22 protein-coding genes and 1 pseudogene are annotated in these 20,505 nt (G+C 70.5%); 15 read left to right on the top strand and 8 right to left on the bottom strand.

Annotated features, from left to right (window positions below; all coding sequences use genetic code 11):
- The first annotated feature begins 461 nt into the window (after window positions 1-461).
- The 4 genes from B207_RS0124865 (at window position 462) to B207_RS0124850 (ending at window position 3,369) form a co-directional block, all read left to right on the top strand.
- Window positions 462-1,502: a radical SAM protein gene (locus tag B207_RS0124865; protein ID WP_026311418.1), complete on the top strand. Its 1,041-nt coding sequence runs from the start codon at window positions 462-464 to the stop codon at window positions 1,500-1,502.
- Window positions 1,495-2,196, top strand: coding sequence for a hypothetical protein (locus B207_RS35440; RefSeq protein WP_018639385.1), 702 nt, complete (start codon window positions 1,495-1,497; stop codon window positions 2,194-2,196). Before B207_RS0124865 ends, B207_RS35440 begins: the two co-directional genes overlap by 8 nt.
- Window positions 2,197-2,281: 85 nt before the next feature.
- Entirely contained in the window at window positions 2,282-2,896 is a 615-nt protein-coding gene (locus tag B207_RS0124855) for an AAA family ATPase (protein WP_018639384.1), read from the top strand.
- A 26-nt stretch (window positions 2,897-2,922) separates the two neighbouring features.
- Window positions 2,923-3,369, top strand: a complete 447-nt coding sequence (locus B207_RS0124850) for an NUDIX hydrolase (RefSeq protein WP_018639383.1) — start codon at window positions 2,923-2,925, stop codon at window positions 3,367-3,369.
- A 485-nt stretch (window positions 3,370-3,854) separates the two neighbouring features.
- Here B207_RS0124850 and B207_RS35435 read toward each other — a convergent pair whose 3' ends face one another.
- A complete protein-coding gene (locus tag B207_RS35435) occupies window positions 3,855-4,895 on the bottom strand; it encodes a phosphotransferase enzyme family protein (RefSeq protein ID WP_018639382.1) in 1,041 nt (346 codons plus the stop codon).
- Between the two features lie 84 nt (window positions 4,896-4,979).
- Here B207_RS35435 and B207_RS0124840 point away from each other — a divergent pair, with 84 nt between their 5' ends.
- Together B207_RS0124840 and B207_RS0124835 are read left to right on the top strand one after the other, a co-directional pair.
- Window positions 4,980-5,681 carry an AAA family ATPase gene (locus B207_RS0124840; RefSeq protein WP_018639381.1) on the top strand — a complete coding sequence of 234 codons (702 nt, stop codon included), beginning with the start codon at window positions 4,980-4,982 and terminating at the stop codon, window positions 5,679-5,681.
- Complete coding sequence (locus B207_RS0124835; RefSeq protein WP_154675604.1) at window positions 5,678-6,493, top strand: HAD family hydrolase; 816 nt, start codon at window positions 5,678-5,680, stop codon at window positions 6,491-6,493. The genes B207_RS0124840 and B207_RS0124835 overlap by 4 nt, the downstream gene beginning before the upstream one ends.
- A 206-nt stretch (window positions 6,494-6,699) precedes the next feature.
- On the opposite strand, the gene B207_RS0124830 is transcribed toward B207_RS0124835, so the two are convergent.
- Both B207_RS0124830 and B207_RS41885 read right to left on the bottom strand, forming a co-directional pair.
- Window positions 6,700-7,350, bottom strand: a complete 651-nt coding sequence (locus B207_RS0124830) for a 2'-5' RNA ligase family protein (RefSeq protein ID WP_018639379.1) — start codon at window positions 7,348-7,350, stop codon at window positions 6,700-6,702.
- The gene (locus tag B207_RS41885; RefSeq protein WP_407671466.1) at window positions 7,347-8,825 is read right to left on the bottom strand and encodes a hypothetical protein; all 1,479 of its coding nucleotides are present in this window, start codon (window positions 8,823-8,825) and stop codon (window positions 7,347-7,349) included. The genes B207_RS0124830 and B207_RS41885 overlap by 4 nt, the downstream gene beginning before the upstream one ends.
- A gap of 543 nt (window positions 8,826-9,368) precedes the next feature.
- Here B207_RS41885 and B207_RS38890 point away from each other — a divergent pair.
- The 9 genes from B207_RS38890 (at window position 9,369) to B207_RS0124775 (ending at window position 16,635) form a co-directional block, all read left to right on the top strand.
- Window positions 9,369-9,983, top strand: a complete 615-nt coding sequence (locus B207_RS38890) for a hypothetical protein (RefSeq protein WP_084692308.1) — start codon at window positions 9,369-9,371, stop codon at window positions 9,981-9,983.
- 404 nt (window positions 9,984-10,387) lie between these two features.
- Window positions 10,388-10,999: a hypothetical protein gene (locus B207_RS41880; protein ID WP_230205209.1), complete on the top strand. Its 612-nt coding sequence runs from the start codon at window positions 10,388-10,390 to the stop codon at window positions 10,997-10,999.
- Between the two features lie 79 nt (window positions 11,000-11,078).
- Window positions 11,079-11,771, top strand: a complete 693-nt coding sequence (locus tag B207_RS0124810) for an SAF domain-containing protein (protein WP_230205208.1) — start codon at window positions 11,079-11,081, stop codon at window positions 11,769-11,771.
- Window positions 11,772-11,778: 7 nt separating this feature from the next.
- Window positions 11,779-12,612 (top strand): MinD/ParA family ATP-binding protein, encoded by an 834-nt coding sequence (locus B207_RS0124805; RefSeq protein WP_026311416.1) that lies wholly within the window; start codon window positions 11,779-11,781, stop codon window positions 12,610-12,612.
- A complete protein-coding gene (locus B207_RS0124800; RefSeq protein ID WP_018639373.1) occupies window positions 12,609-14,057 on the top strand; it encodes a CpaF family protein in 1,449 nt (482 codons plus the stop codon). Before B207_RS0124805 ends, B207_RS0124800 begins: the two co-directional genes overlap by 4 nt.
- Window positions 14,054-14,950: a type II secretion system F family protein gene (locus B207_RS0124795; RefSeq protein ID WP_035742172.1), complete on the top strand. Its 897-nt coding sequence runs from the start codon at window positions 14,054-14,056 to the stop codon at window positions 14,948-14,950. The genes B207_RS0124800 and B207_RS0124795 overlap by 4 nt, the downstream gene beginning before the upstream one ends.
- Window positions 14,950-15,870, top strand: coding sequence for a type II secretion system F family protein (locus tag B207_RS0124790; protein ID WP_018639371.1), 921 nt, complete (start codon window positions 14,950-14,952; stop codon window positions 15,868-15,870). Before B207_RS0124795 ends, B207_RS0124790 begins: the two co-directional genes overlap by 1 nt.
- Window positions 15,871-15,886: 16 nt before the next feature.
- Window positions 15,887-16,081: a hypothetical protein gene (locus tag B207_RS0124785; RefSeq protein WP_018639370.1), complete on the top strand. Its 195-nt coding sequence runs from the start codon at window positions 15,887-15,889 to the stop codon at window positions 16,079-16,081.
- A gap of 176 nt (window positions 16,082-16,257) precedes the next feature.
- Window positions 16,258-16,635: a TadE family protein gene (locus B207_RS0124775; protein ID WP_018639368.1), complete on the top strand. Its 378-nt coding sequence runs from the start codon at window positions 16,258-16,260 to the stop codon at window positions 16,633-16,635.
- A gap of 103 nt (window positions 16,636-16,738) precedes the next feature.
- Here B207_RS0124775 and B207_RS0124770 read toward each other — a convergent pair whose 3' ends face one another.
- The 5 genes and pseudogenes from B207_RS0124770 to B207_RS41875 all read right to left on the bottom strand — a co-directional run bounded on the left by B207_RS0124770 (window position 16,739) and on the right by B207_RS41875 (window position 20,442).
- Entirely contained in the window at window positions 16,739-18,469 is a 1,731-nt protein-coding gene (locus B207_RS0124770) for a site-specific integrase (protein WP_018639367.1), read from the bottom strand.
- Window positions 18,466-18,810, bottom strand: a complete 345-nt coding sequence (locus tag B207_RS0124765) for a helix-turn-helix domain-containing protein (protein WP_018639366.1) — start codon at window positions 18,808-18,810, stop codon at window positions 18,466-18,468. Before B207_RS0124765 ends, B207_RS0124770 begins: the two co-directional genes overlap by 4 nt.
- A gap of 4 nt (window positions 18,811-18,814) precedes the next feature.
- Window positions 18,815-19,222: pseudogene (locus B207_RS0124760) on the bottom strand (tyrosine-type recombinase/integrase); the annotation flags it as partial.
- A gap of 21 nt (window positions 19,223-19,243) precedes the next feature.
- Window positions 19,244-20,128, bottom strand: coding sequence for an IS3 family transposase (locus tag B207_RS35425; RefSeq protein ID WP_018635313.1), 885 nt, complete (start codon window positions 20,126-20,128; stop codon window positions 19,244-19,246).
- The gene (locus B207_RS41875; RefSeq protein ID WP_018635312.1) at window positions 20,125-20,442 is read right to left on the bottom strand and encodes a transposase; all 318 of its coding nucleotides are present in this window, start codon (window positions 20,440-20,442) and stop codon (window positions 20,125-20,127) included. The genes B207_RS35425 and B207_RS41875 overlap by 4 nt, the downstream gene beginning before the upstream one ends.
- Between the last annotated feature and the right edge of the window lie 63 nt (window positions 20,443-20,505).

Raw genomic sequence — 20,505 nt, 5'->3', positions numbered from 1 at the left:
GCTCACGTACAACTGTTGCGCCTGCCGGCGTGGGAGAAATTTCTGTACGCGGCGCAAGCGCAAAGACACCGAGCATGCCCCGGTCGACCCTGCTCCTCCGCGAACGGCGCTCCGTTCAGGACGGCGGGTAGCCGACCGCCCGCGTTCCTCGCGGACGCAGATCCGATCATGGACAGTGCCGGGTTGCCTCCGGCTGCGCCACGTGCGATCAGGGCCTGGTTTCGGTGGAATCAGCCGAACAGATCATGGCGTTCAAGCCGAACATCTCCCGCTTGTCGACACTGTTGTCGCAGGTCAGTGGCCTGCACTGACCCGAAGCGGATGTTCGCATTGCGGGGAATGACTGCCGTGCCGCCGGTTGGGAAGCTGAGGGCGTTCAGCATCGGCGCGGTCAGCTCGCCGTCACGATAGCGGCGGCCAGCTGACCCGGTCGTCGAGGTGCCTACGACGAGAAGGACCTGATGATCACCTCCTCTCCACCCCCTCCAACCGTTGATACCGAGGTGCAGCCGGGCCCCGGTGAGATCTGCGCGCCTACTGCCGAACCTGTCGTCTTCACCGATGGGCACCATTTCAGACTGAAGGCTCCGCTGGATCTGGAGGCGGTCGCAGCCGGGGCGGCTGGGCCGCTGTCGGTGATCCTTCAGGTCACGAAGCGGTGCAATTTCGACTGCTCGTTCTGCTCCGAGACGTTGCAGGAGCCCGACCCGACGCTGGCCGCCTTGGAGCGGATACGGGACAACCTCGCTGGGGTGCCCCGGGTGTTCTTGTCCGGCGGTGAGCCGCTGCTGCGCCGGGATTTCGTCGACATCGTCGACATGTTCGCCGGGACGGTGATCGGCGTGCCGACCAACGCGACCCGCGGCCTTCAGCACGCGGCACGCCTGTCCGGCAAAATCGCGTTCGTCAACGTCGGGCTGGAAGGCCCGCGGGCGACGACGAACCGGGTCCGGGGAGACTACGACGCGGTGATGGCCGGGGTACGGGCGTTCCGGGACGCGGGTCTGCCGCTGTCGCTGTCGGCGGTGGTCTACCGCTCGACGGTGGCCGCGTTGCCGTACACCTACCAGATCGCCGATCTGCTGGACGCCGGGAAACTCAAACTGATCATGCCGCTGAAGAAAGGCAACGCGCTCGACCTCGCCGACAACGAGTTCATCTCCGTGGAGGAAGCCGCAGCGGCATTCGACCGGCTGGCCGAACTGCGCACGGTGCACGACTGGCGGCCGGCACTGCGACTGACGTCCTGGACCCCGGACACCGAAGGCCACATGATCGTGGTCAGCCCGCGTGGGCTGGCGAGTGCCTGGCCGGTCTACGACGCCCCCGACCTGCTCGAACCGCTGGGCAACCTGCTCGACGAGCCGATCACCGCGATCTGGGCGCGGTACCGCTTTCAACGCAATCACTATGCCAAATACCTGGGGCGCTCGATCCGCACCCTCACCCGCGCCGAGCAACCGCCGGCCGAACCTCCGTCGCTGCGCATCAACCATGCGTGAGGCGACGAACCTGGGCTGGGCCGACACGCCGTTCGGCGCCGCACGGCGGCCTTTCGCCGAACGCACCCCGCTGTTGGCCTCGTTCACCGTCTCGACCCGCGCTGCGGCGCCGGACGCCATCGCAGCGGTCTACCTGCGGCTGCCGCGGGGACGCACCCTGACGGTGACCGACACGACGCTGCGGTTCGGCTTCCACGCCATCGCGGCCGAGCAACCGGCGGAGACCCCCACCGTTGCTGCCAGGCTCGATGCCCTGCTGGTGCAGGCGCGACGCCAGGCGGCGATCCTCGCCGGCCACCGGCTCGCCGACACTCTGGCGAGGCTCGCCACCGCCGACGCACCCACACGGGGAATCGCCGCCCTCGCCGCCGCCTGGCCGGCTCAGAACGCGCAGCCCGGTCTCGCTCGCCTCTGCGACACGGCATACGGCCCCACACCGCCCGCGCTGCACGACGTGTGTGCCGCCGTCCACCTCCACGGCCTACCCGCCGACTCGGACCCAGCCGCCGGCCCTGCCTTGGCGGCACCCATGACCTCCGCCACCGCGCCGCAGACCCTTCGGCAGGTCGTTCTCCGAGCACTGGGGATCGCGCTCCTCGCGGCGCGCGGGACCGGCCACTACCAGTGGGACCGGCTCGATCTCGACACGGTCGTCGAGGCCGCCGCCTGGGACCAGACGGCAGTGGCTACGTGACGAACCCATCTGCACGGCCCTCGTCTCGCCACACCGTACCGGCCGGCCGCAGCGATCAGATGTCAGCCGCGGAAGGAGCTCGCTGATGCTGCGCAACTGCCTGGTCGTCGCCGTCGAGGGTACCCACGCCTCGGGCAAGACCACCCTCACCCACGCCCTCGCCGCCTACTACCGCGAGCGTGGCGTGCACGTCGCCTGCGTCCCCGAGCCCGCGCGCAACAGCCCCTTCATCGAGGAGATCGTCGTCCACGGCCGCGGCGAGTTCGATGTGGAGTGTGAGGTCGACCTGTTCGCCGCCCAGCTGACCAGCCTCCTGCGCACCGCACGCCAACACACCATGGTCATCGCGGACAAGACGATCGCGAACGTCCTCGCCTACGCCTGGCTCGTCCTACCGGGCGGCCCCGAAGGACCCCACGCGCCTGTCCTGCGCGCGATGGAAACGTTCTGCCGGGCCTGGGCGCCCGTCTACGACGCGGTGTTCTACTGCACCGACAAGTTCGACCAGCAGCAACTCGGCGACCCCTACCGGTCACGCGTCCTCGACATCCAGCCCGCGGCCGACCGGGTCGTGCGCAGCATCTGCGCCACCGTCGGACAGCGGATCTACGACATCCCACCGAACATGCCCACCAGCGCACGGGTCGGCTGGATCGCCGAGCAACTCACCGCCCTCGGCCTCGACCCGACAAACCGCTGACCCGCCTCCCTGGGAGACTGCCCTCCATGGCGTACACCAGTGTCATCGACGTCATGCTTCTGCTCATCCGAGACGGCGCGGTTCTGCTCGCTGAGCGATCCGGTACCGGTTTCGCTGACGGCTGGTTCAACCTGCCTTCGGGCAAGCTGGAAGATGGTGAGGACGTCGCCGCCGCGATCTGCCGCGAGGCTCGCGAGGAGATCGGCCTTCGCCTGGACCGTCGGGCGCTGTCGCTGGCCTCGACCGTGCATTTCCGCAACGAGCACGGCGAGGGTCGGCTCGGGTTGTTCTTCCTCGCGCGGTCGTGGGAGGGCGAGCCGGTCAACGCCGAGCCGCACAAATGCGCACGCCTCGGCTGGTTCCCGCTCGACGCCCTGCCCGACAACACCTACCCCTACACGCGGATAGGTATCGAGCTGTACCGGAAGCGGCAGAACTTCGCCGTCTCGGGATGGACATCTACCGACGCCTAGCAAGCCATGTCGCGCGGCGCGGCCGTCCTCGTCGGCTTCACTACCCCAAAGCTCACCGGGCCGGGGGTCGGGTCTAGCGGCTGTGGGCAGGGCCTGCCAGGGCCCGGTGCGGCGGTCGAGTAGCCGGCCACGATGGTGGATCGACTCGATCGGCACGGCACGGCACGGCACGGATAAGAGCCTCGACGCCGAACGCGGCGCCGTATTTCGGGTTGGGGTTGGTGCCGGCCATCAGCGCGGTGGCCACATCGAGGGTGATCAAAATGTCGCTCCGCTGGGAAGCCCAGCATGCTGCTGGCGGGTCTGCGCGTAGCTCTGGACGGGAGCGGCGGCGCCGGTGCCGACGTGGTCGGTCGCGGCGTTTGCCGCGAGCCGCGCGAGGCTGTCGGCGCCGAAGGCGATGCATGGTGATGTCCAGCCGTGCTCGACGACGTCACCCGCGCCGTCGGCGGGCCTCGCATCATCCTGTGATCGCGCCCGGCCTCTCAGCCGCGCGCCAGCGCTGTCAGCACCTGGTCGTAGTGCCGTGTCCACCAGACCACCAGCGCCGCCGCCCCGGGAAACAGATGGTCACACGACTGGTCGCCGCGCAGATACCGCCACTCCAGCATCCAGAAGTCGTGCAGACGTTCCCACCACAACCGCCACACCGCCCCGGCAAGATCCTCTGCCGGCAGGGGGAACACCTGCTGGTAGCCGGCGACGAACCGTCCCGCCCGGTCCAAGTCCAGGCCCCGCTCGTCCCCGAACCCGAACAGCAACGTCGCCGCGCGGACCACCTCCGCGGCCAGCGGCCCGGCCGTAAGCCGGTCCCAGTCCAGGATCGCCACGACCGTTCCCGCGTCGTCGTAGAGCAGGTTCAACGCGTGGAAGTCTCCGTGGACGTGGCCGCCGGCTCTCGGCCGGCCGTCCGGGGGCTGCCGGTCGGCCAGCTCGACAAGCATCGCGCGGCGTTCCACCAGCACCCGCGCAGCCAGCTCGTCGAACGCGTCCCGCGACCGAGGCGGCGGGAGCCGCCCAAGCAGCGTCTCGATCAGCTCCTGCGCCGATGCCGGGTCCGCCACCGGCTTCCAGGCCACACCCTGCGCCGGCGGCAGGAGATCTCCCAGCGCCTGGTGCACGCGCCCGAGCAGCTCACCCAGCTCACCGCACTGACCCGCGGTCAGCTCCAGACCCGTCCGATGCCGCCCGGCGATCCAGGGGTAGACCGCGAAACGGCCCTCCTCGGTGCACACCAGCCGGGCACCGTCCACGGTCGCCATCGCCGCCGGGACCGGCAGGCCACTCGCCGCCAGCCGGCCGGTGACCTCCTGCTGAAAGCCGATCTGCGCCCGGTCGATGTCAAGGAACTGCTTGACGAAGAACACCCCGGTCGACGTCGTGACCTGCCAGTTGCGGTTCATCAGTCCCTCGGCCAGATACCGCACCCCGGTCGGCGCCCCGATCGGCCAGAACCGCGACACCGACAGCGGCAGCCCCGGGCCGCTGCGGCGGCTCGCCTCACTGCGTCCGGTATCCGCGGTCACCGCCCTGGCCGTCCTCACAATTGTCGGTCCCTCTGGCTACGGTCCGCACCGTACACCGGCTTTCATCCCGCCCCGGAGACACTCATGACACCGCCATCCCCGGCCCCCGCCCGCCCGCAACTGGTCGCCCTCGACGGCGGGTGCTTCACCGGCAAGACGACGCTGGCAACCGTGCTGGCCAGCCAGCTCGGCGCCACCGCCATCCCCGAATACGCCGACCTCGCACCGCTGCCGCCCTACCCACCCCGCATCCTCGACGACGTCCACGCCGGCCTCGACCACCTGTGCCGCCTGGAACAACAACGCGCCGACCTCGCCCGGCGCCTCCGGACCAGCATCGTGCTATTCGACCGCAGCCCCCTGTCCTGCATCGCCTACCAGCAGGCCGTCACCCACCTGGATGTCCCCGCCGACCCCCACTACGCCGCCGGCATCTTCACCCACGCCGTGCACACGGGCACAACCCTGCCGCCCGACCGCTACCTGTACCTGCGCCTGCCCCGCGAGACCGTCCTCGCCCGGCAACGCCACCGCGGCCCCGTGCAACCCCACCTCGTCGACCCACGCTTCACCGCCGCCACCGACCACGCCAGCCTGCGCTACCTCGACATGCTGCCCGACGACCGGCGCCTCATCCTCGACGCCGACCGGCCCATCAGCCAGCTCGCCGCCACCGCCGCGGCCTTCCTCGCCACAACCCCCACCTCACCAGCCCCGGTCGCCTGGACCCGCATGCTCGACACGCCCCACGGCCAGCCGCGCACACCGGCTCCGCACCCCGCATGAGCCGCGTCCCACCGGCACGACGGCCACCCGCACCTCCCGACGCCGTCGTGTTCGACTGCGACGGAACCCTCGTCGACACCGAGATCTGCTGGAACCGCGCCTACACCACCCTGTTCCACCACCACGGCCGCACCTTCACCGCCACCGACCACGCCACCCTCATCGGCCAGCCCATGCCCGTCGTCGGCCGCCTCCTCGCCACCGCCCTCGGCTTTCCCACCCACCACAGCGCCCGCCTCGCCGGCGACATCCTCGACCTCGCCCTCACCGAACTCGCCACGGGCGCACCCGCCCGTCCCGGCGCCATCCACCTCGTCCACGTCCTCGCTGACCGCGGCTACCGCCTCGCCGTCGCCTCCAGCGCCCCCCGCACCCTCGTACAGCAGCACCTCGCCGCCACCGGGCTCACCGACGCCTTCCCCGTCGTCCTGTGCGCCGAAGACACCGACCAGCCCAAACCCGACCCCGACATCTACCTCCGCGCCTGCACCCGACTCGGCGCCACGCCAGCGCGAAGCATCGCTATCGAAGACTCACCCCCCGGCGTCCTCGCCGCCCGCACCGCCGGCATGTACGTCATCGGCGTCCCCGTACACCCGACCATCGCCCTCGCCGCCCACCTGACCGCCAGCGACCTCAACGCTCCACACCTGCGCACCGCCCTCGGTGTCCCGACCGGCGAGCCCCCTGCCCGTCCTGTTGCAACCCCCGCACCGCGTGGCGCGGGGTGCGCCCCCCAGGGGGCTACTCACACCGGTCCAGGGGAAGCCGCAGCGTCCTCTCCATCGGCCGATGTGCTGGACCGCCGATGACAGGCACCCGATGGCCGTGACAACCCGAACGAGTTCACGAGGGAAGAAGTGGGCCAGGATGAGCCATCTTCGACACGCGGAATGTGATCGTGTCCGACTCCCGTTCGTTCGACCGGCAGCTGCGGGGACCGGCGCCATGTCTTGGTCGACGCCCGCCTCCCCAATGCAGCCCGCGCCGTCCGACCCGAGCGACCAGAGAAGACGTGTCAGGCGCTCAGAGGGACGACAGCCACGGTGTCCCACTGGTAGGTCCGGCCTTCCCGGTACAGCCGCACCAGCCGTAGATCGGCCACGGAGACCTCGGCCGGGGGCAGGTCACGCAGCCCCGCGACCCGGTGGATGATCGGCTCCGCAGGCGTGTCGCGGTTGCAGTAGGCGATGCCGACATGCGGACGGAAACGCCGCTCGACGGCGGGCAGGCCACAGGCAGAGGACACATCGTCCACGGAGCCCCGCAGTCTGATCAGGGGCTCCCAGGGGGTGACGGTGAAGCGGACCGCACCGCTCGATCCTGCCAGCGGTCCGACCCGCAGCCGGAACGCCGGCTGGTCACGGCACCGTTCGGCGACCCGGCGGGTGACCGCGACGAGGGTGGCGGGGTCGATCTCGTCGGTGAACGCGAGCCGGCGCACGGTGAGGTGCAGCCCCTCGGCGGGCACCGGGTCGAGACAGGCGAGGTCGTGCAGCTGCTGCTGGCAGGTCGCAGCGAGGTCACGTAGCGCGGCGCTGTCGAACGTCAGGAACCAGTGGAAGCTACTCCGGCCCGGGGTCCAGCCGGGCCGGTCCCAGTGGTCGGTCATCGAGGGCAGGACCCGGAAGCGTTCCCAGTCGTCATGGACCGGGTCGTGCTCGCTCACCGTGACGCACTGTGGGGCAGCGTCTGGGACACCTCGGCGAGTTCAGCGACGGCGGGCAGGGTCCGCCAGGGCGCGGTGCGGCGGACCAGTTCCCGGCCACGCTGGCGGATCGACTCGATCGGAGCGGCACCGGCACGGGTGAGGGCCTCGACGCCGAGCGCGGCGCTGTGTTCCGGGTCCGGGTCGGCGCCGACCGTCAGCGCGGTGGCGACATCGAGGGTGATCAGAACGTCGCTCCACCGGGAACGGTCGGCGCCCGGCATGCCGCTGGCGGTCTGGGCATAGCTCTGCACCAGGGCGGTGTCGCCGGTGCCGACATGGGCGGTCGCCGCGTTCGCCGCGATCCGCGCGAGACTGTAGGCGCCGAAGGAAATGCACGGCGACATGCCCTCGGGCAGCTCGGTGCCCTCGGCGAGGTCGAACGCGCGGCCGACGGCTTCCCGCACGCCGTCGCGGTCACCAAGCTGGCCCAGGGCGCGAGCTTCACCGTTGACCGCCAGCCGGATCGCCTGCGGCCCGCCCGCGGCGTGGATCTGCCCCTCGCGTGCCCGTTCCAACGCCAGCCGGTAGTCACCGGCGTAGTAGGCGCACAGGCTTTCGGTGCCCCGTACCCACGCCGCCAGATCGCCGTCCTCAACAGCCACTGCGAGGGTGAACGCCTCCACGCAGTAGGCACGCGCGAGCGGGAAATCCCCGAGGTTCACCGCCATATAGCCGGCCAGCCCCGACAGCCGACCCGCGGCCCGCAGCAGCCGGATACGGTCCCGGGACGTCTGCCAGCCCTCGACGAGGGTCTGCACGTCCTTCCGCTGGCGTACGACAAGAGGCATCAGAAGCGCTGGACCCCGCGCCTCGTAGGAGGCGACACAGTCCTCGACGAACACGTCGAGATAGTCGAGAAAAGGTGTTTGCGTGGAGAGTCCTGCGAAATATCGCAGCCGAACGCCGACGTCGAACAGTTCCGCCTGCCGGTCAAACCCGCCACTAAGGGAAGCGGTCGCCTCCGCAGCTGACGAGGCCATCACCGGAGCGGGCGTTCTGATACCTTTTCCGGCGATCTCAGCCTGGCTCACATCCCTGGGTTTCGGTAGTTCTTCGGGTCTGACCCGCAGGGTTCTCGGGGTCTTGCCGATGAGGAGATTGTCGGCAGGGGCGAGGTTTTCGCGGTCGTCGAGGTCGATCAGGTTGTGGATGCCGGTGCCGTAGACCTCGGCGAGCAGCGCGAGGATTTGAGGGGTGGGCCGGCGGCGGTTGTTCGGCAGCGGCCAGTTCTCCAGCTCCGACAACCGTGGGCCGGTCATAGGGGCGGCGCCCTTGGGGTCCAGACCGGTACGGGCGGCGTGGGCGTTGATGTGGTTCGCGGCCTGCGTCTGGGTCCAGCCGTGGGCGACACGGTAGGCGGCGCGGGGGCGCAACTGGTAGCGGCGGGCGAACTCGACGGCGATCTCGTCGTGGGACATTCCCGCCGTGCGCATCCGCGCTCGTAGCTCCGCCTGCTCCACCCGCAGGCTGGGCCTGGTCGTCACGAGGTCTTGGGCTCCTCCCTCGTCCTGCACCACAGCTGGTGGCGGACAGCGAGTCGGAATGCGCCAACAGTAGCCCTCGACGCTCATCGTCCCAAGCGGTCCGGTACGGCCCGCCGCGCCGCGCCCCTCGGGCTCGACCTGTCTTGGCGTGTTCGCCGTCTACCGAAGGGCTCCTGTGGGTGTGGTGCGGGTCTTGGCGGTGCCCGCGTTGGCGCGGGTTGCTGTCCGCCTTCGTCCGCGGTTCGACGAGGATCTCTGCACGCCTCCTACTGGTCCGGATGGGCTAGCACAGCGATCCGCTGTGCTAGCCCATCCGGACCAATCAGCCTAGCTCTTCTGAGTCATTTCGCGCTGGGACGCCGCTCAGACCGAAAAGTTAGAACGCCACAAATCGCTGCCACCGGAGTAGTCCTAGACGGTGAGGGTCATCTGAGGGCCACCCGTCCGGGCGGGTGATCGCCCTGTGTGGAACGGCCTGCGAGGTGGAGCACTGTGGACGGGACTCGTCGGTCTGAACGGCGCCGCGGTACACGGCTGCGCCTCGCGAGCGCGGGCGCCCTGATCACTGCGGTGCTGACTCTCGCCGCCGGCTGCGATTCGGGGGATGGTTCGCAGCCCGCCCCGACGCCCAGCGCCGCCAACGCTTCCACTCAACCGTCCGCGCCCGTGTCACCCACACCGACTTCTCCGGCGGATATCGCGCGACGGGACGCGGTGGCGGCGTACCTCGGGATGTGGAAGGCGTACGCGCAGGCCAGCCACACCTCCGACTGGCAGGCGCCGTACCTGTCGCAGTACGCCGCAGGTGACGCTTTGCAGGTCATCACGGGCAACCTGTATGCCGACCACTACAACGGTCTGGTCGCCAAGGGCGAACCGGTGAACAACCCGCGGGTTACGTCGGTGACTCCGGAAGACGCACCGAAGTCGGTGATCATCGAGGACTGCGGCGACGACAGGAACTGGTTGCAATACAGAACCGACGGGTCTTTGCTGAACAACACTCCGGGGGCGTCGCATCGGATTGTCGCCGAGGTACGGCTGCACGCTGATGGCAAATGGCGGGTCACCAAGTACGGGATCGACACCGCCGGAACGTGCCAATGAGAAGAACCGCCACCTTCGCCGTTCTCGCGGTGGTAACCATCTGCCTATTTGCCTCCCCGGCCGCCGCCGGTGGAATCTACGGCAGAACGGATTGCAGCCAGAACCCTAAGCCCGGATGCGACCTCCTCGCCGGGGACGACGGCACTACGGCCCCAGCGCCGGATAGCGGTCCCCCATCCGCCGTTCCTCCGGCGGGTGGGAGCGGCGGGCAGGCACGTTCTGCCCCTCCGGGTGACAGGGCTTTGGACCCACCCGCATTGCCGATCGCGGATTGCGCGTATGTCCGCAGTGACTACCAGCCGCCCGCTGGCGGGGTGCGGCCCGTCTCCTATCAGCCGTCGGCAACTGGCGGCCTGATAGTGCGGCCCGCGGTGCTCGGCTCGTCGGGCCCGTCGGTGCGTCCGGTGGCGTCCCAGCCGGGGCAGGAGCCGGGTGCTTGGTATGTCTACCGGTGCTCGACGGCCGGAGTGCGGGATGCGCTGTACCGGCCGCCGGTGTGGATACCGAACGCTGGTCCGGGAGCGGCGCCTGCGCCGGACCCGGAGGCGTTGGCGGAGCAGGCGCGCAGCCAGTTGCGGCTTGCCGGCCCGCAGATCGTGATGAACCCTTCGGTGGATCAGCTGGTGGGGTTGCCGACGTGGCTGTGGCTGGACGCGGCAGGCTGGAATCAGGTGGCGGCGACCGCAGCGGCGGGCGGGGTGTCGGTGACCGCGGTCGCCAAGCCCGTGCAGGTGTCCTGGTCGCTCGGGGACGGCGGAGCCGTGACGTGCCTGGGTCCGGGCACGCCGTTCCCGGATGGGGCCGATCCGAAGAGCGGGTCGCCGGACTGCGGCTACACCTACCGCCACCGGTCGCTGGACACGCCGGGCGGGACGTTCGCGGTGACGGCGACGGTGCGCTGGGACGTGACCTGGGCCGGCGCCGGCCAGGTGGGGGCGTTCCCGGGGCTGACGACGGTGTCGACGACGCAGGCCCGGGTGATCGACATTCCCTCGCTCACGGCAGGCGGTGGCTGATGACGACCACGATCGATACGGCCCAGCGAGCCGCTGGGGCGCACCCACGCTGTGGGGGGCGCGGCGGGGAGGTGTCGTGGTGACCGCCCCGTCGTCGGCGCCACGTACCGCGGGCGTGGAGCGTGGCGCCCGGCATGCGGGTGCGGCGCCGGCCGCGCGGCTGACCGGTGGTCCACGGCGGCGGCGCCGGCTGCCGTATCTGCTGCTCGGGGTCGTCCTTGTGATCGGCTGCGCCACCGCGGGTCTGCTCGCGGGCGCCCGGGTGGGGTCGCGGGAGCCGGTGCTGGTGCTGGCCCGTCCCGTCGCGGTGGGGCATGTCCTGGCAGCGGCCGATGTGCGGGAGGCTCAGATCTCGGCCGATGGCCTCGACACGATCCCGGCGGGGTCGAGGGACACCGTGGTGGGCCGGCCGGTGGCCTTCAGCCTTCCGGCGGGCACGGTGCTCAGCCGGGCGGCGGTGGGTGCTGCGCAGGTCCCGCCGCGGGGTGAGGCGATCGCGGCGGTGGCGTTGAAGGCCGGCCAGTTCCCCACTGGTCTGTCGGCCGGCTCGCGGGTGGCTGTGGTCGTCGCCCCCGCGACCAGCGCCGTGTCGACCGCCGGGTCCGCGGAGGCGGCTCGTTCGTGGCCGGCGACGGTCGTGGCCGTGGTGGCGACGGACACGGATCAGACGACGGTGGTGTCGCTTCAGCTCGCTGAGGCCGATGCCCGCGCGCTGGCGGCGGCACCGGCCGGTCAGATCGGCGTCGTGACGGTCAACGGAACGGGCGGGTGACCTGGCCTTGATCATCGCTGTGGGTTCACTGAAAGGCAGTCCGGGGGCGACGACGTTGGCGTTGGCGCTGGCGGATCGCTGGCCCGCAGGCGGCGGGGAGCCGCTGGTGGTGGAGGCCGACCCGGCGGGTGGCGACCTCGGTGCCCGGTTCGGGCTGCTGGCGGGTGGGCGGGGGCTGGTCACACTCGCCGCCGCCGGTCGCCGCGGCGGGCACGCCCGGCCGGTCGACGACCACGTGCATGAACTGCCTGGTGGCCTCCAGGTGATCCCGGCCCCCGCCGGTGCCGAGCAGGCCAGTCAGGTACTCGGCGAGCTGGACGGCGGAGGCTGGTCGCTGCTGTGGTCGGCAGCGCGGACGGGCGGGCGGACGGTGATCGTGGACTGCGGCCGGCTCGATCCGCGCTCACCCACACTGCCGGTGCTGCGGGCAGCGGACGTGCTTCTGCTCGTGGGACGGGCGCGGGACGACGAGCTGGCGCATCTGGCGGCACGGATGCACGTAGTACAGGGCTGGGACGTACCGGACTGGTATGTCGTGGTCATCGCCCAGCCCCATCAGGCGCCGGAATACCGGGTTCGGGAGATCGGCCGAGTGCTGGGTTCGCGGGTGCTGGGCCCGGTGCCTTACGACACCACGGCCGCGGAGGTGCTCGCTGGTCGTCGCCAGACCCGCACCGGGATCGGCCGGTCGAAACTCGGCCGGACAGTGGCGGACATCGCCGGCCACCTCGCCGCCACCGCGCCGGCCGACGTGGAACGCCCGGCGCTGGAGGCGGCGCCCGGCGGGATTGATGGCCGTGGTGCGTTGCCACCGGCCCCCACCCGGGCGGGGCGGCGATGACGGTCCCGTCCTGGCCCTACGACCCACGTCGTCCGGCGTCGGTGAACGGCGCGGGCTGGCCCGGTCCGCTCGCGGCCTGGAGCGGTGGCGGTGGGGGTCCGGCTGCGCCGACTGATCTTCCGGGCCGTGCCACCGGGTCGGCGGCTGATGCCCTGCGCGGTCGGCTCCGGGACGGGCTGCGGGCTGCGCTCGCCCGCCGGCTGCGTACGGACGAGGACGCAGGCTCCCCGCCGCTGACCGCAAGCGCGCGTGAGGCGTTCGCCCGGTCCGTGCTCGTGGACCTGACCGAAGCACACACCAGTGCCGAGCTGGCCCGCGGTGCGGGGGTCCTGACGCCCGAGGATGAGCAGCGCGTCATCGCGGAGGTCCTCGCCGAGGTCCTCGGGCTCGGCGGTCTCGAACCGCTGCTGGCCGATCCATCGATCGAGAACATCAACATCAACGGGGATCGGGTGTTCATCCGCCGGGCGGACGGTAGCCGGGAGCGGCTGCCGGCGATCACCGACTCGGACACTCAGCTGGTCGGGCTGATCCGTGACCTGGCCGCGCACGCCGGGGTGGAGGAACGCCGCTGGGACCGCGGCGCCCCCATGGTCAACTTTCACCTGGCCGACAAGAGCCGCGTGTTCGCGGTCATGGCGGTGACGGCACGGCCGAGTGTGTCGATCCGCCGGCACCGGTTCCGCCACGTGACCTTGGCCGGACTGCGCGCCAACGGGACGATCGACTACGGGCTGGAGGCGCTGCTCGGCGCGCTGGTCCGGGCGCGGAAGAACATCGTGGTCGCCGGAGGGACGGCGATCGGGAAGACGACGATGCTGCTCGCGCTCGCCGACCAGATCCCGCCCAGCGAACGGCTGGTCACGATCGAGGACGTCTTCGAGCTGGGGTTGGACACCGACGAGCGGGCCCACCCGGACGTGGTCGCGATGCAGGTCCGCGAACCCAACACCGAAGGCGAAGGCGCGATCTCCGCCTCCGACCTTGTCCGGGCCGCGCTGCGGATGTCCCCGGACCGGGTGATCGTCGGCGAGGTCCGCGGACCCGAGGTCATCCCGATGCTCAACGCCATGAGCCAGGGCAACGACGGCTCCATGACGACCTTGCACAGCTCGACCAGCCGCGGCGTTTTCACCCGGCTGGCCAGCTACGCCGTGCAGGGCCCGGAACGGCTGCCCGTCGAGGCGACGAACCTGCTGATCGCCTCGGCGATCCACGTCGTGGTCCACCTGGCCGAGCCGCGGGGGGAACGCGGCCGGCGGGTGGTCTCGTCGGTGCGGGAGGTCGTGGACGCCGACGGCACTCAGGTCGTCACCAACGAGCTGTACCGGCCGGGCCCGGACAGGCGCGGCCTGCCGGCTGCTCCGCCGACCGGTGAGCTGCTCGACGACCTGATCGACGCCGGGTTGGACCCGGACCTGCTGTCGCAGGGGTGGTGGGGATGACCGGTCTGTTCGGGCTGCTCGGCCTGGGTGTCGGTGCCGGTCTGCTGCTGATCATCTATGGCTGGCGGGGGGCACCCGACGATGCCGGCCGTCCTCGTCGCGGGCTGGTGCTGCCCCGGCCGTGGCGGACGAACCCGCGGTTCGGCCGGTGGGCCGCCGCGGCGGCGGCGGCCGGGATCGTCGCGGGCGCGGTGACGGGCTGGGTTGTCGGCGGTCTGCTGATCGCTATGGCCGTGTATGGGCTGCCGCGGATGCTGGGCCCGGACCGGGAACAGGCCCGGCAGGTCGCACGGACGCAGGGCATCGCGGTGTGGACGGAGCAGCTGCGTGACACCCTCGCCGCCGCGGCCGGGCTGGAGCAGGCGATCGTGGCGACCGCGCCCGCCGCACCGGCGGCGATCCGCGACGAGATCGCCCTGCTGGCTGCCCGGGTCGAACGCCGCGAGCGCCTCGGTCCGGCGCTGCGGGCACTCGCGGACGATCTGGATGATCCGCTGGCCGATCTCGTGATCGGCGCGCTGATCCTGGCCAGCGAGCATCAGGCCCGGCAGCTGTCCGGGCTGCTCGGCCAGCTCGCGGCCACGGCCCGCGCCCAGGTCGACATGCTGGGCCGCATCGAGGTCGGCCGTGCCCGGATGCGCACCACGATGCGGGTCGTCGTCGTGACCTCCCTGGTGTTCGCCGGCGGACTTGTGATTTTCAACCGTGCGTTCCTGGCCCCCTACAGCTCAGCTGCCGGTCAGATGGTCCTGCTGGCCGTCGGGGCGATCTTCGTTGCCGGGTTCGTGTGGTTGAAGCGCATGTCGAAGATTGAGAACCCGGGCCGGTTCTTGCGCGGTGATGAGGCCGCGCCGGCAGCGGCAGCGGTTCCCGCGATGGGGCGGGTGCCGTGATGAGTGTGCTGTTGATGTTCCTGGCGGCCGGGGTCGGGGTCGGTCTGTGGGCGCTGGCGGTGTGGCTGTTCCCGCCGCGGCCGTCGCTGGAGGAGGTGCTGGCCCGGCTCGATCCCGCCCCGGCGGCTCCCGCCGCGGCGACGCCCGACGCTGCGGTGGTCGTGCCGGACGAGCAGGATGGGTGGGCCGTGCGGGCGGGCGGGCCGTTCGTCGGTGTGCTGCGCGCGGCGGGTCTGCCCACCACATCGCTGCGCCAGGACCTGACGGCGCTCGGCCGCTCCGTCGAGGCCCACCTGGCGGAGAAGGCCACCGCGGGCCTTGCCGGTCTCCTCTTCCCCTCGGTCGTCGGACTCGCCTTCGCCGCGGGAGGCCGCCCGTTTCCCCCGGTGCTGCCGGTCGCGCTCGCCTTGTTCCTCGCGGTCGGCGGATTCTTGCTGCCCGACCTCACCGTGAAAGCCGAGGCCGCGCGTCAGCGTCGGGCCTTCCGGCATGCGCTGTCGGCCTACCTGTCCCTGATCCAGGTTCTCCTCGCTGGCGGCGCGGGTGTGGAGACCGCGCTGACCGACGCGGCGACCATCGGCACCGGCTGGCCGTTCGTGGCGATCCGCCGAACGCTCCGGACCGCCCGCGAGACCCGTGTCAGTCCCTGGGTCGCGCTGGGCCGGCTCGGTGCGGATCTTCAGATCTCGGAGCTGACGGAACTCGCGGACGCGGTCGCGCTCGCCGGCACCGAAGGGGCCCGGGTCCGCCAAAGCCTGGAAGCCAAAGCCGCCGCGCTGCGGGTCCGCCAGGCCCAGGACGCCGAAGCGGACGCGAACGCCGCGACCGAACGGATGAGTATCCCCGGCGTTCTGATCGCCATCGGCTTCATCGTCTTTGTCTTCTATCCAGCTCTGACTCAAATATCGAATTCGCTATAGCCTGCCGGAGGAATTCGTGTTTGCCCGTTTCTACGCCTGGTGGTTGCAGGCCGTCGACCGCTGGACCAAGGCGCCGCCCGATGGACGCGATGCCGGGAACACCACCGAGCAGGTGATTTGGATTGCCTTTCTGGCAGCCCTCGCGCTCACCGTGATCGGGATTTTCGGACCAGAGATCTTGGAAGCTGCCCGAAGTGTCGTTTTCAAGTAGGCGGAACGACGATGACAGCGCCTGTCCGGCCGGTCCATGACCGGCGACGCCGCCCGGTCTCCGGCCGCCCTGGGGCTGGACGTCCACCGGGGGCGGGTGGTGCCAGGTGGCGCCCACGCCGTACCCGTGTCCGTCCGGGGCGCGGCCGGCGGTCCTGCCGATCCGTTTCCGCGGGGGTGCCGCGCCGTCAGGCGGATGCCGGCGCGCTGACCGTCGAGATGATTTTCGTGCTGCCGCTGGTACTGACGATCGTACTGCTGCTCGCGCAGGTCACGGTCTGGGCTCATGCCAGCCACATCGCGCAAACCACCGCCACCCGTGCCCTGGTCGCCGCCCGCGCCGACGGCGGCAGCGTCGCCGCCGGCGAGCAGCAGGCACAGGACACTCTCGATCAGCTCGGCCGGTCCAGCCTCACCAGTCCGCAGGTCACGGTCACCCGCGACGGCGACACAGCGACCGTCCACATCCACGGCACCGCCGCCAGCGTGATCCCTGGGCTTCGGCTCGGGATCGATGCCGACGCGGCTGGGCCCGTTGAGCAGCGACGGGCCTAAGTCCGTGGGTTCGTGATTTCTGAAGCATGGTCGGCCGGGAACTGAAGGGTAGGTGGATGTGGGGAGCGTAGCGGAGGGCTTCGGTTCGCGGACTCACGTGTGGTCAGTGCTGTCGCGGGTCGGGGTCGAGCTCGGGGTGGCTGAGCGTGGCGGTGTAGAGGGCTGCGCCGGACGGGGTGAGCCCGAACAGGACGCAGATGCGTTTGATGTCGCCGCCGGTGGCAGCGACCTCGTGGAGGATGCGATCGGTGCGGATGCCGCGGGCGGCGGTGCCGAGTTGCAGCGCGAGCCAGCGTCCCCCGACCGGTTTCAGTTCCAGTGCGGTGCGCAAGTGGATGAACAGGTGCGGGTTGGCGGTGTTCGGCCAGGTAGTCATCCGATGGTCGAGGTAGGCGGCGAGCCGGATCAGGACGGGTTCGGCGAGGGGGATGACGCGTTCGTCGAGGTGCAGCCGCCGGTCGCGGATATCGGTGGTCTTCAGGTTGCGCAGTTGCCCTGGGGTCAGCGCGTGGAAGGCCAGCAGGCCGGCGAGCGCGGCCCGGGTGGGGTCCGCGGAGTTCAGGGCTTCCCGGATGACGTCGAAATCGGCGGGCTCGGGTGTGCGGGTGTGTGGGGCGCCGAGCTTGATGTGCAGCGTGGGGTCGCGGAAGACGACCTTGTGCCCTTTGAGGGTGCGGAAGATCGAGCGCAGCGCGGAGCCGATCCGGTAGCGGGGTCCGCCCTCCTCGGCGGCGGCGAGGACGTCCAGGACATGTCGGCGGGTGATCTCGCGCAGCGACCCGTGTCCGTCACCGGCCCAGGTGTGCAGGGTAGGCAGGGCGACGGTGAGTGTGGAGCGGATGGTGTTGTGGTTGCGGGCACGACTGCGAGGTGCGCTGGCCGTGTGGCCCTGGAACAGGATGTCGAACCACACGCGAAGTTCGGCGCGCATCTGGAGGGGCAGGTCGGTGACCTTGCCGGTGAACCAGGTTTCCACGGCCGGGGCCAGGTCGTCGTTGAGCATGTCGATGCCGGCGAGGAACTCGCGCAGCAGCCGGGTGGCGCGGCTGGTGGGGCCGAGGTCGCGCAGGAGGCTGGTGGTGATGCGTGCGCCGGGGGTGTCTTGCAGGCCGAGGAGCGCGTTGAGGCCGCTGCGGGCCTTCTTGCGGGTGCTCGGGCTCCAACCGCGCTGGGCGGCGTGCTCTTCCAGCAGCTCGGTGAGTGCGTTCGCGGCCTGCGGGTCGGGTGGCGGGGGCAGGATGACGCCGGGACGCAGGCGGCGGCGGGTATCGAACAGGACGAGCTGCTCGTAGTCGACGGGCCGGACCGGCGAAGCGGTGATCCGGGCTCGTGCATCCACGGCGGTCGGAGCACCGGAGGCGGAGCCGCGGTCCGGCAGGGGTGTACTGAACGTGTTCGCGAGGAACAGCTGCTGGCCGTCCTTGTTCGCCTCGGCGAGCGACAGACCGGTGCGGCTCCAACGGAGCATGGCGGCGTGCCGCCAGCACAGGCGGCAGACCTGGCGATCGTCGACGGGGACGTGGCGCTGGCAGGACATGCAGGTGCCGTAGGTGTTCTTGGTGCGCCAGGTGACGCAGCCCCAGCACAGGTACTTGGAGTGGCGGGTGACGCCCCAGCCGAGGCAGTGTTTGCAGGAAGTGATCCGCTGCGGTGCGGCCGGGTGGCAACGGTCGCAGAGCCCGGCGGAGTAGTAGCCGTCGGTGGCGGCGCAGGCCCGACACGGCGGCGGGGTGAACGGTCCGCCGGGCAGGCACTGGTAGCAGAAGTCGACGCGCGGGTCGGTGAACGCGACGGGGTTGGTGCGGCAGACCGGGCATGGCTTGGGTGGTGTCATGCGGGCGGCGCGGAGCGGCGCCGGCCGGGCCGAGGCGTGACCGCCGCGGACGTGACCGCCGAGGTTTCACCCGAGGCGGTGCGCGACGCCGGCGCCTGCGCCGCCGGTTTGCGGGCGGCGACCTTCTCCGGTTCGCAGATCAGGAGGTCCGCGGGGCTGCAGGCGAGGACCGCGCAGATGACGTCGAGGTCGTCGAGCCGGATCGTGGTCGGAGTGCCGGTCCACAACGCGGACATCTTCCCGGCGCTGATCTCCATGCCCGCGTCCAGAAGGCGGCGGCGCAGCTCGGTGGACTTCCAGATGCCCTGCCCGGCGGCGTGCAGGCGCAGGTTCCAGCGCACGGGACTACCTCCCCTGGTCGGCGAAGCGGTCGGCGACGCGCTGGTTGGCGGCAGCCCACGCGCGGTCGACATGATCGTTATGAACGTGGATGTACCGGGTAGTGGTGGACAGCCATTCGTGGCCGAGCAGTTCCTGGATCGCCTTGAGGTCCATGCCTCGGGCATACAGTGCCGAGGCGCAGTGGTGACGCAACCCATGCGGGGTCAGCCGTCCCGCCCACGCGGGCAGCCACCGCTTGACGGCCTGCGCCAGGCCGGAGCGCAGTGCGTCGTCGCCAACCCGAGTACAGCGGCCGGTCAGCCGGTCGTAGCGTTCGCTGGGCAGCAACGGCGCGTCCGGGTCGGTGGGGTCGTCGCCGAACTGGCCGCGCACGTCGGTCAGCCACCAGAACATCAGCTGGTCTGGAGTGTTTCCGCTTTTTTGGACGCCCGTTTAGGCTGCCAGTTGACTGATGTTCCTGTAGCCTATCTCGTATTCCTTGGGCGTCAAGTATTCCAGCGTCGAATGGCGTCGCGTTGTGTTGAAGTAGTTTTCGATCCAGTCCGCGGTCTCTTTCTTCAGGTCGGCGAGTGACGGCCAGGGGCGGGTGTGGACGAGTTCCTTCTTGTAGGTTGCGAAGAAGGATTCCGAGACGGCGTTGTCGTAGCAGATTCCCGTGCGTCCGAGCGATCGGCGGATCTCGTTCTTCTTGCAGTAGGCGTTGAATTCCTGCGAGGTGTACTGGGTTCCGCGGTCGCTGTGGAAGATCACTCCTGCTGGTGGTTGGCGTCGGGTGAGTGCGTTGTCGAGCGCGTCGGTGATGAGGCTGGTTCTCATGTGGTCGGCGGTGGCCCAGCCGACGACGGCGCGGGAGTAGAGGTCGATCACGGTGGCGACGTAGGCCCAGCCGTCCCAGGTCCTGACGTAGGTGATGTCGCCGCACCAGCGGGTGTCGGGTGCGGTGGCGGTGAAGTCGCGGGAGATCAGGTCGGGTGCGGGGACGGGCTGGTCGCCGGCGACGGTGGTGCGTTTCCAGGCCTTGGGGTGGCGTCCTTGCAGGCCAGCGGCCTGCATGAGGCGCCAGACCCGCTTGTGGGAGAGCTGGTGGCCGGCGGCGGCCAGGCCGGCGCGGATCCGGCGGACGCCGGGATTGCCGCGTCCGTCGGCGTGGATCTTCCTGATCAGGGTGGTGTAGGTGGTGTCGTCGAGGGAACGCTGGCTGGGCACGGCCCGGGACCAGGCGTAGTAGCCGGAGCGGGACACGTCGAGTTCGGCGCACATGAACGCGACGGGGAACTCACCGGAGGCAGCCCAGTCCGCGATGGCAGCGAACTTCACTGCTTTCCCTTCGCGAACCAGGTCGCTACTTTTTTTGCGAACTCGACCTGCATCTGCAGCTCGTTGATGGTGGAGTTCGCGTCTTTGACTTCGCCGCGTAGGCGGACGAGTTCAGCGCGTTCGGACTCGTCCAGGGGGGCGTCCGGCGACGACGGCTCGGCCTCTTCCTTCGCTTTCTTCACCCATTTTCCCAACGTCATCTCGTGGACGCCGATGTTCCGGGCGACCTCGACGACCGGACGGCCGCCGTCGATGACGAAAGCTACCGCTTGTTCTTTGTACTCCTCGGTAAATCTACGGCGTGTCGCACCCATGTCCAGCTCTCCCGACGGATCGGGCAGCTACGTCGGGCGTCCACCGAAGCGGGTACGGTCCAG

Origin of the sequence: Parafrankia elaeagni (genome assembly GCF_000374165.1) — a bacterium.
In the GTDB taxonomy this organism is placed as follows: domain Bacteria; phylum Actinomycetota; class Actinomycetes; order Frankiales; family Frankiaceae; genus Parafrankia; species Parafrankia elaeagni.
This window is presented reverse-complemented; position numbering and strand designations above follow the sequence as displayed.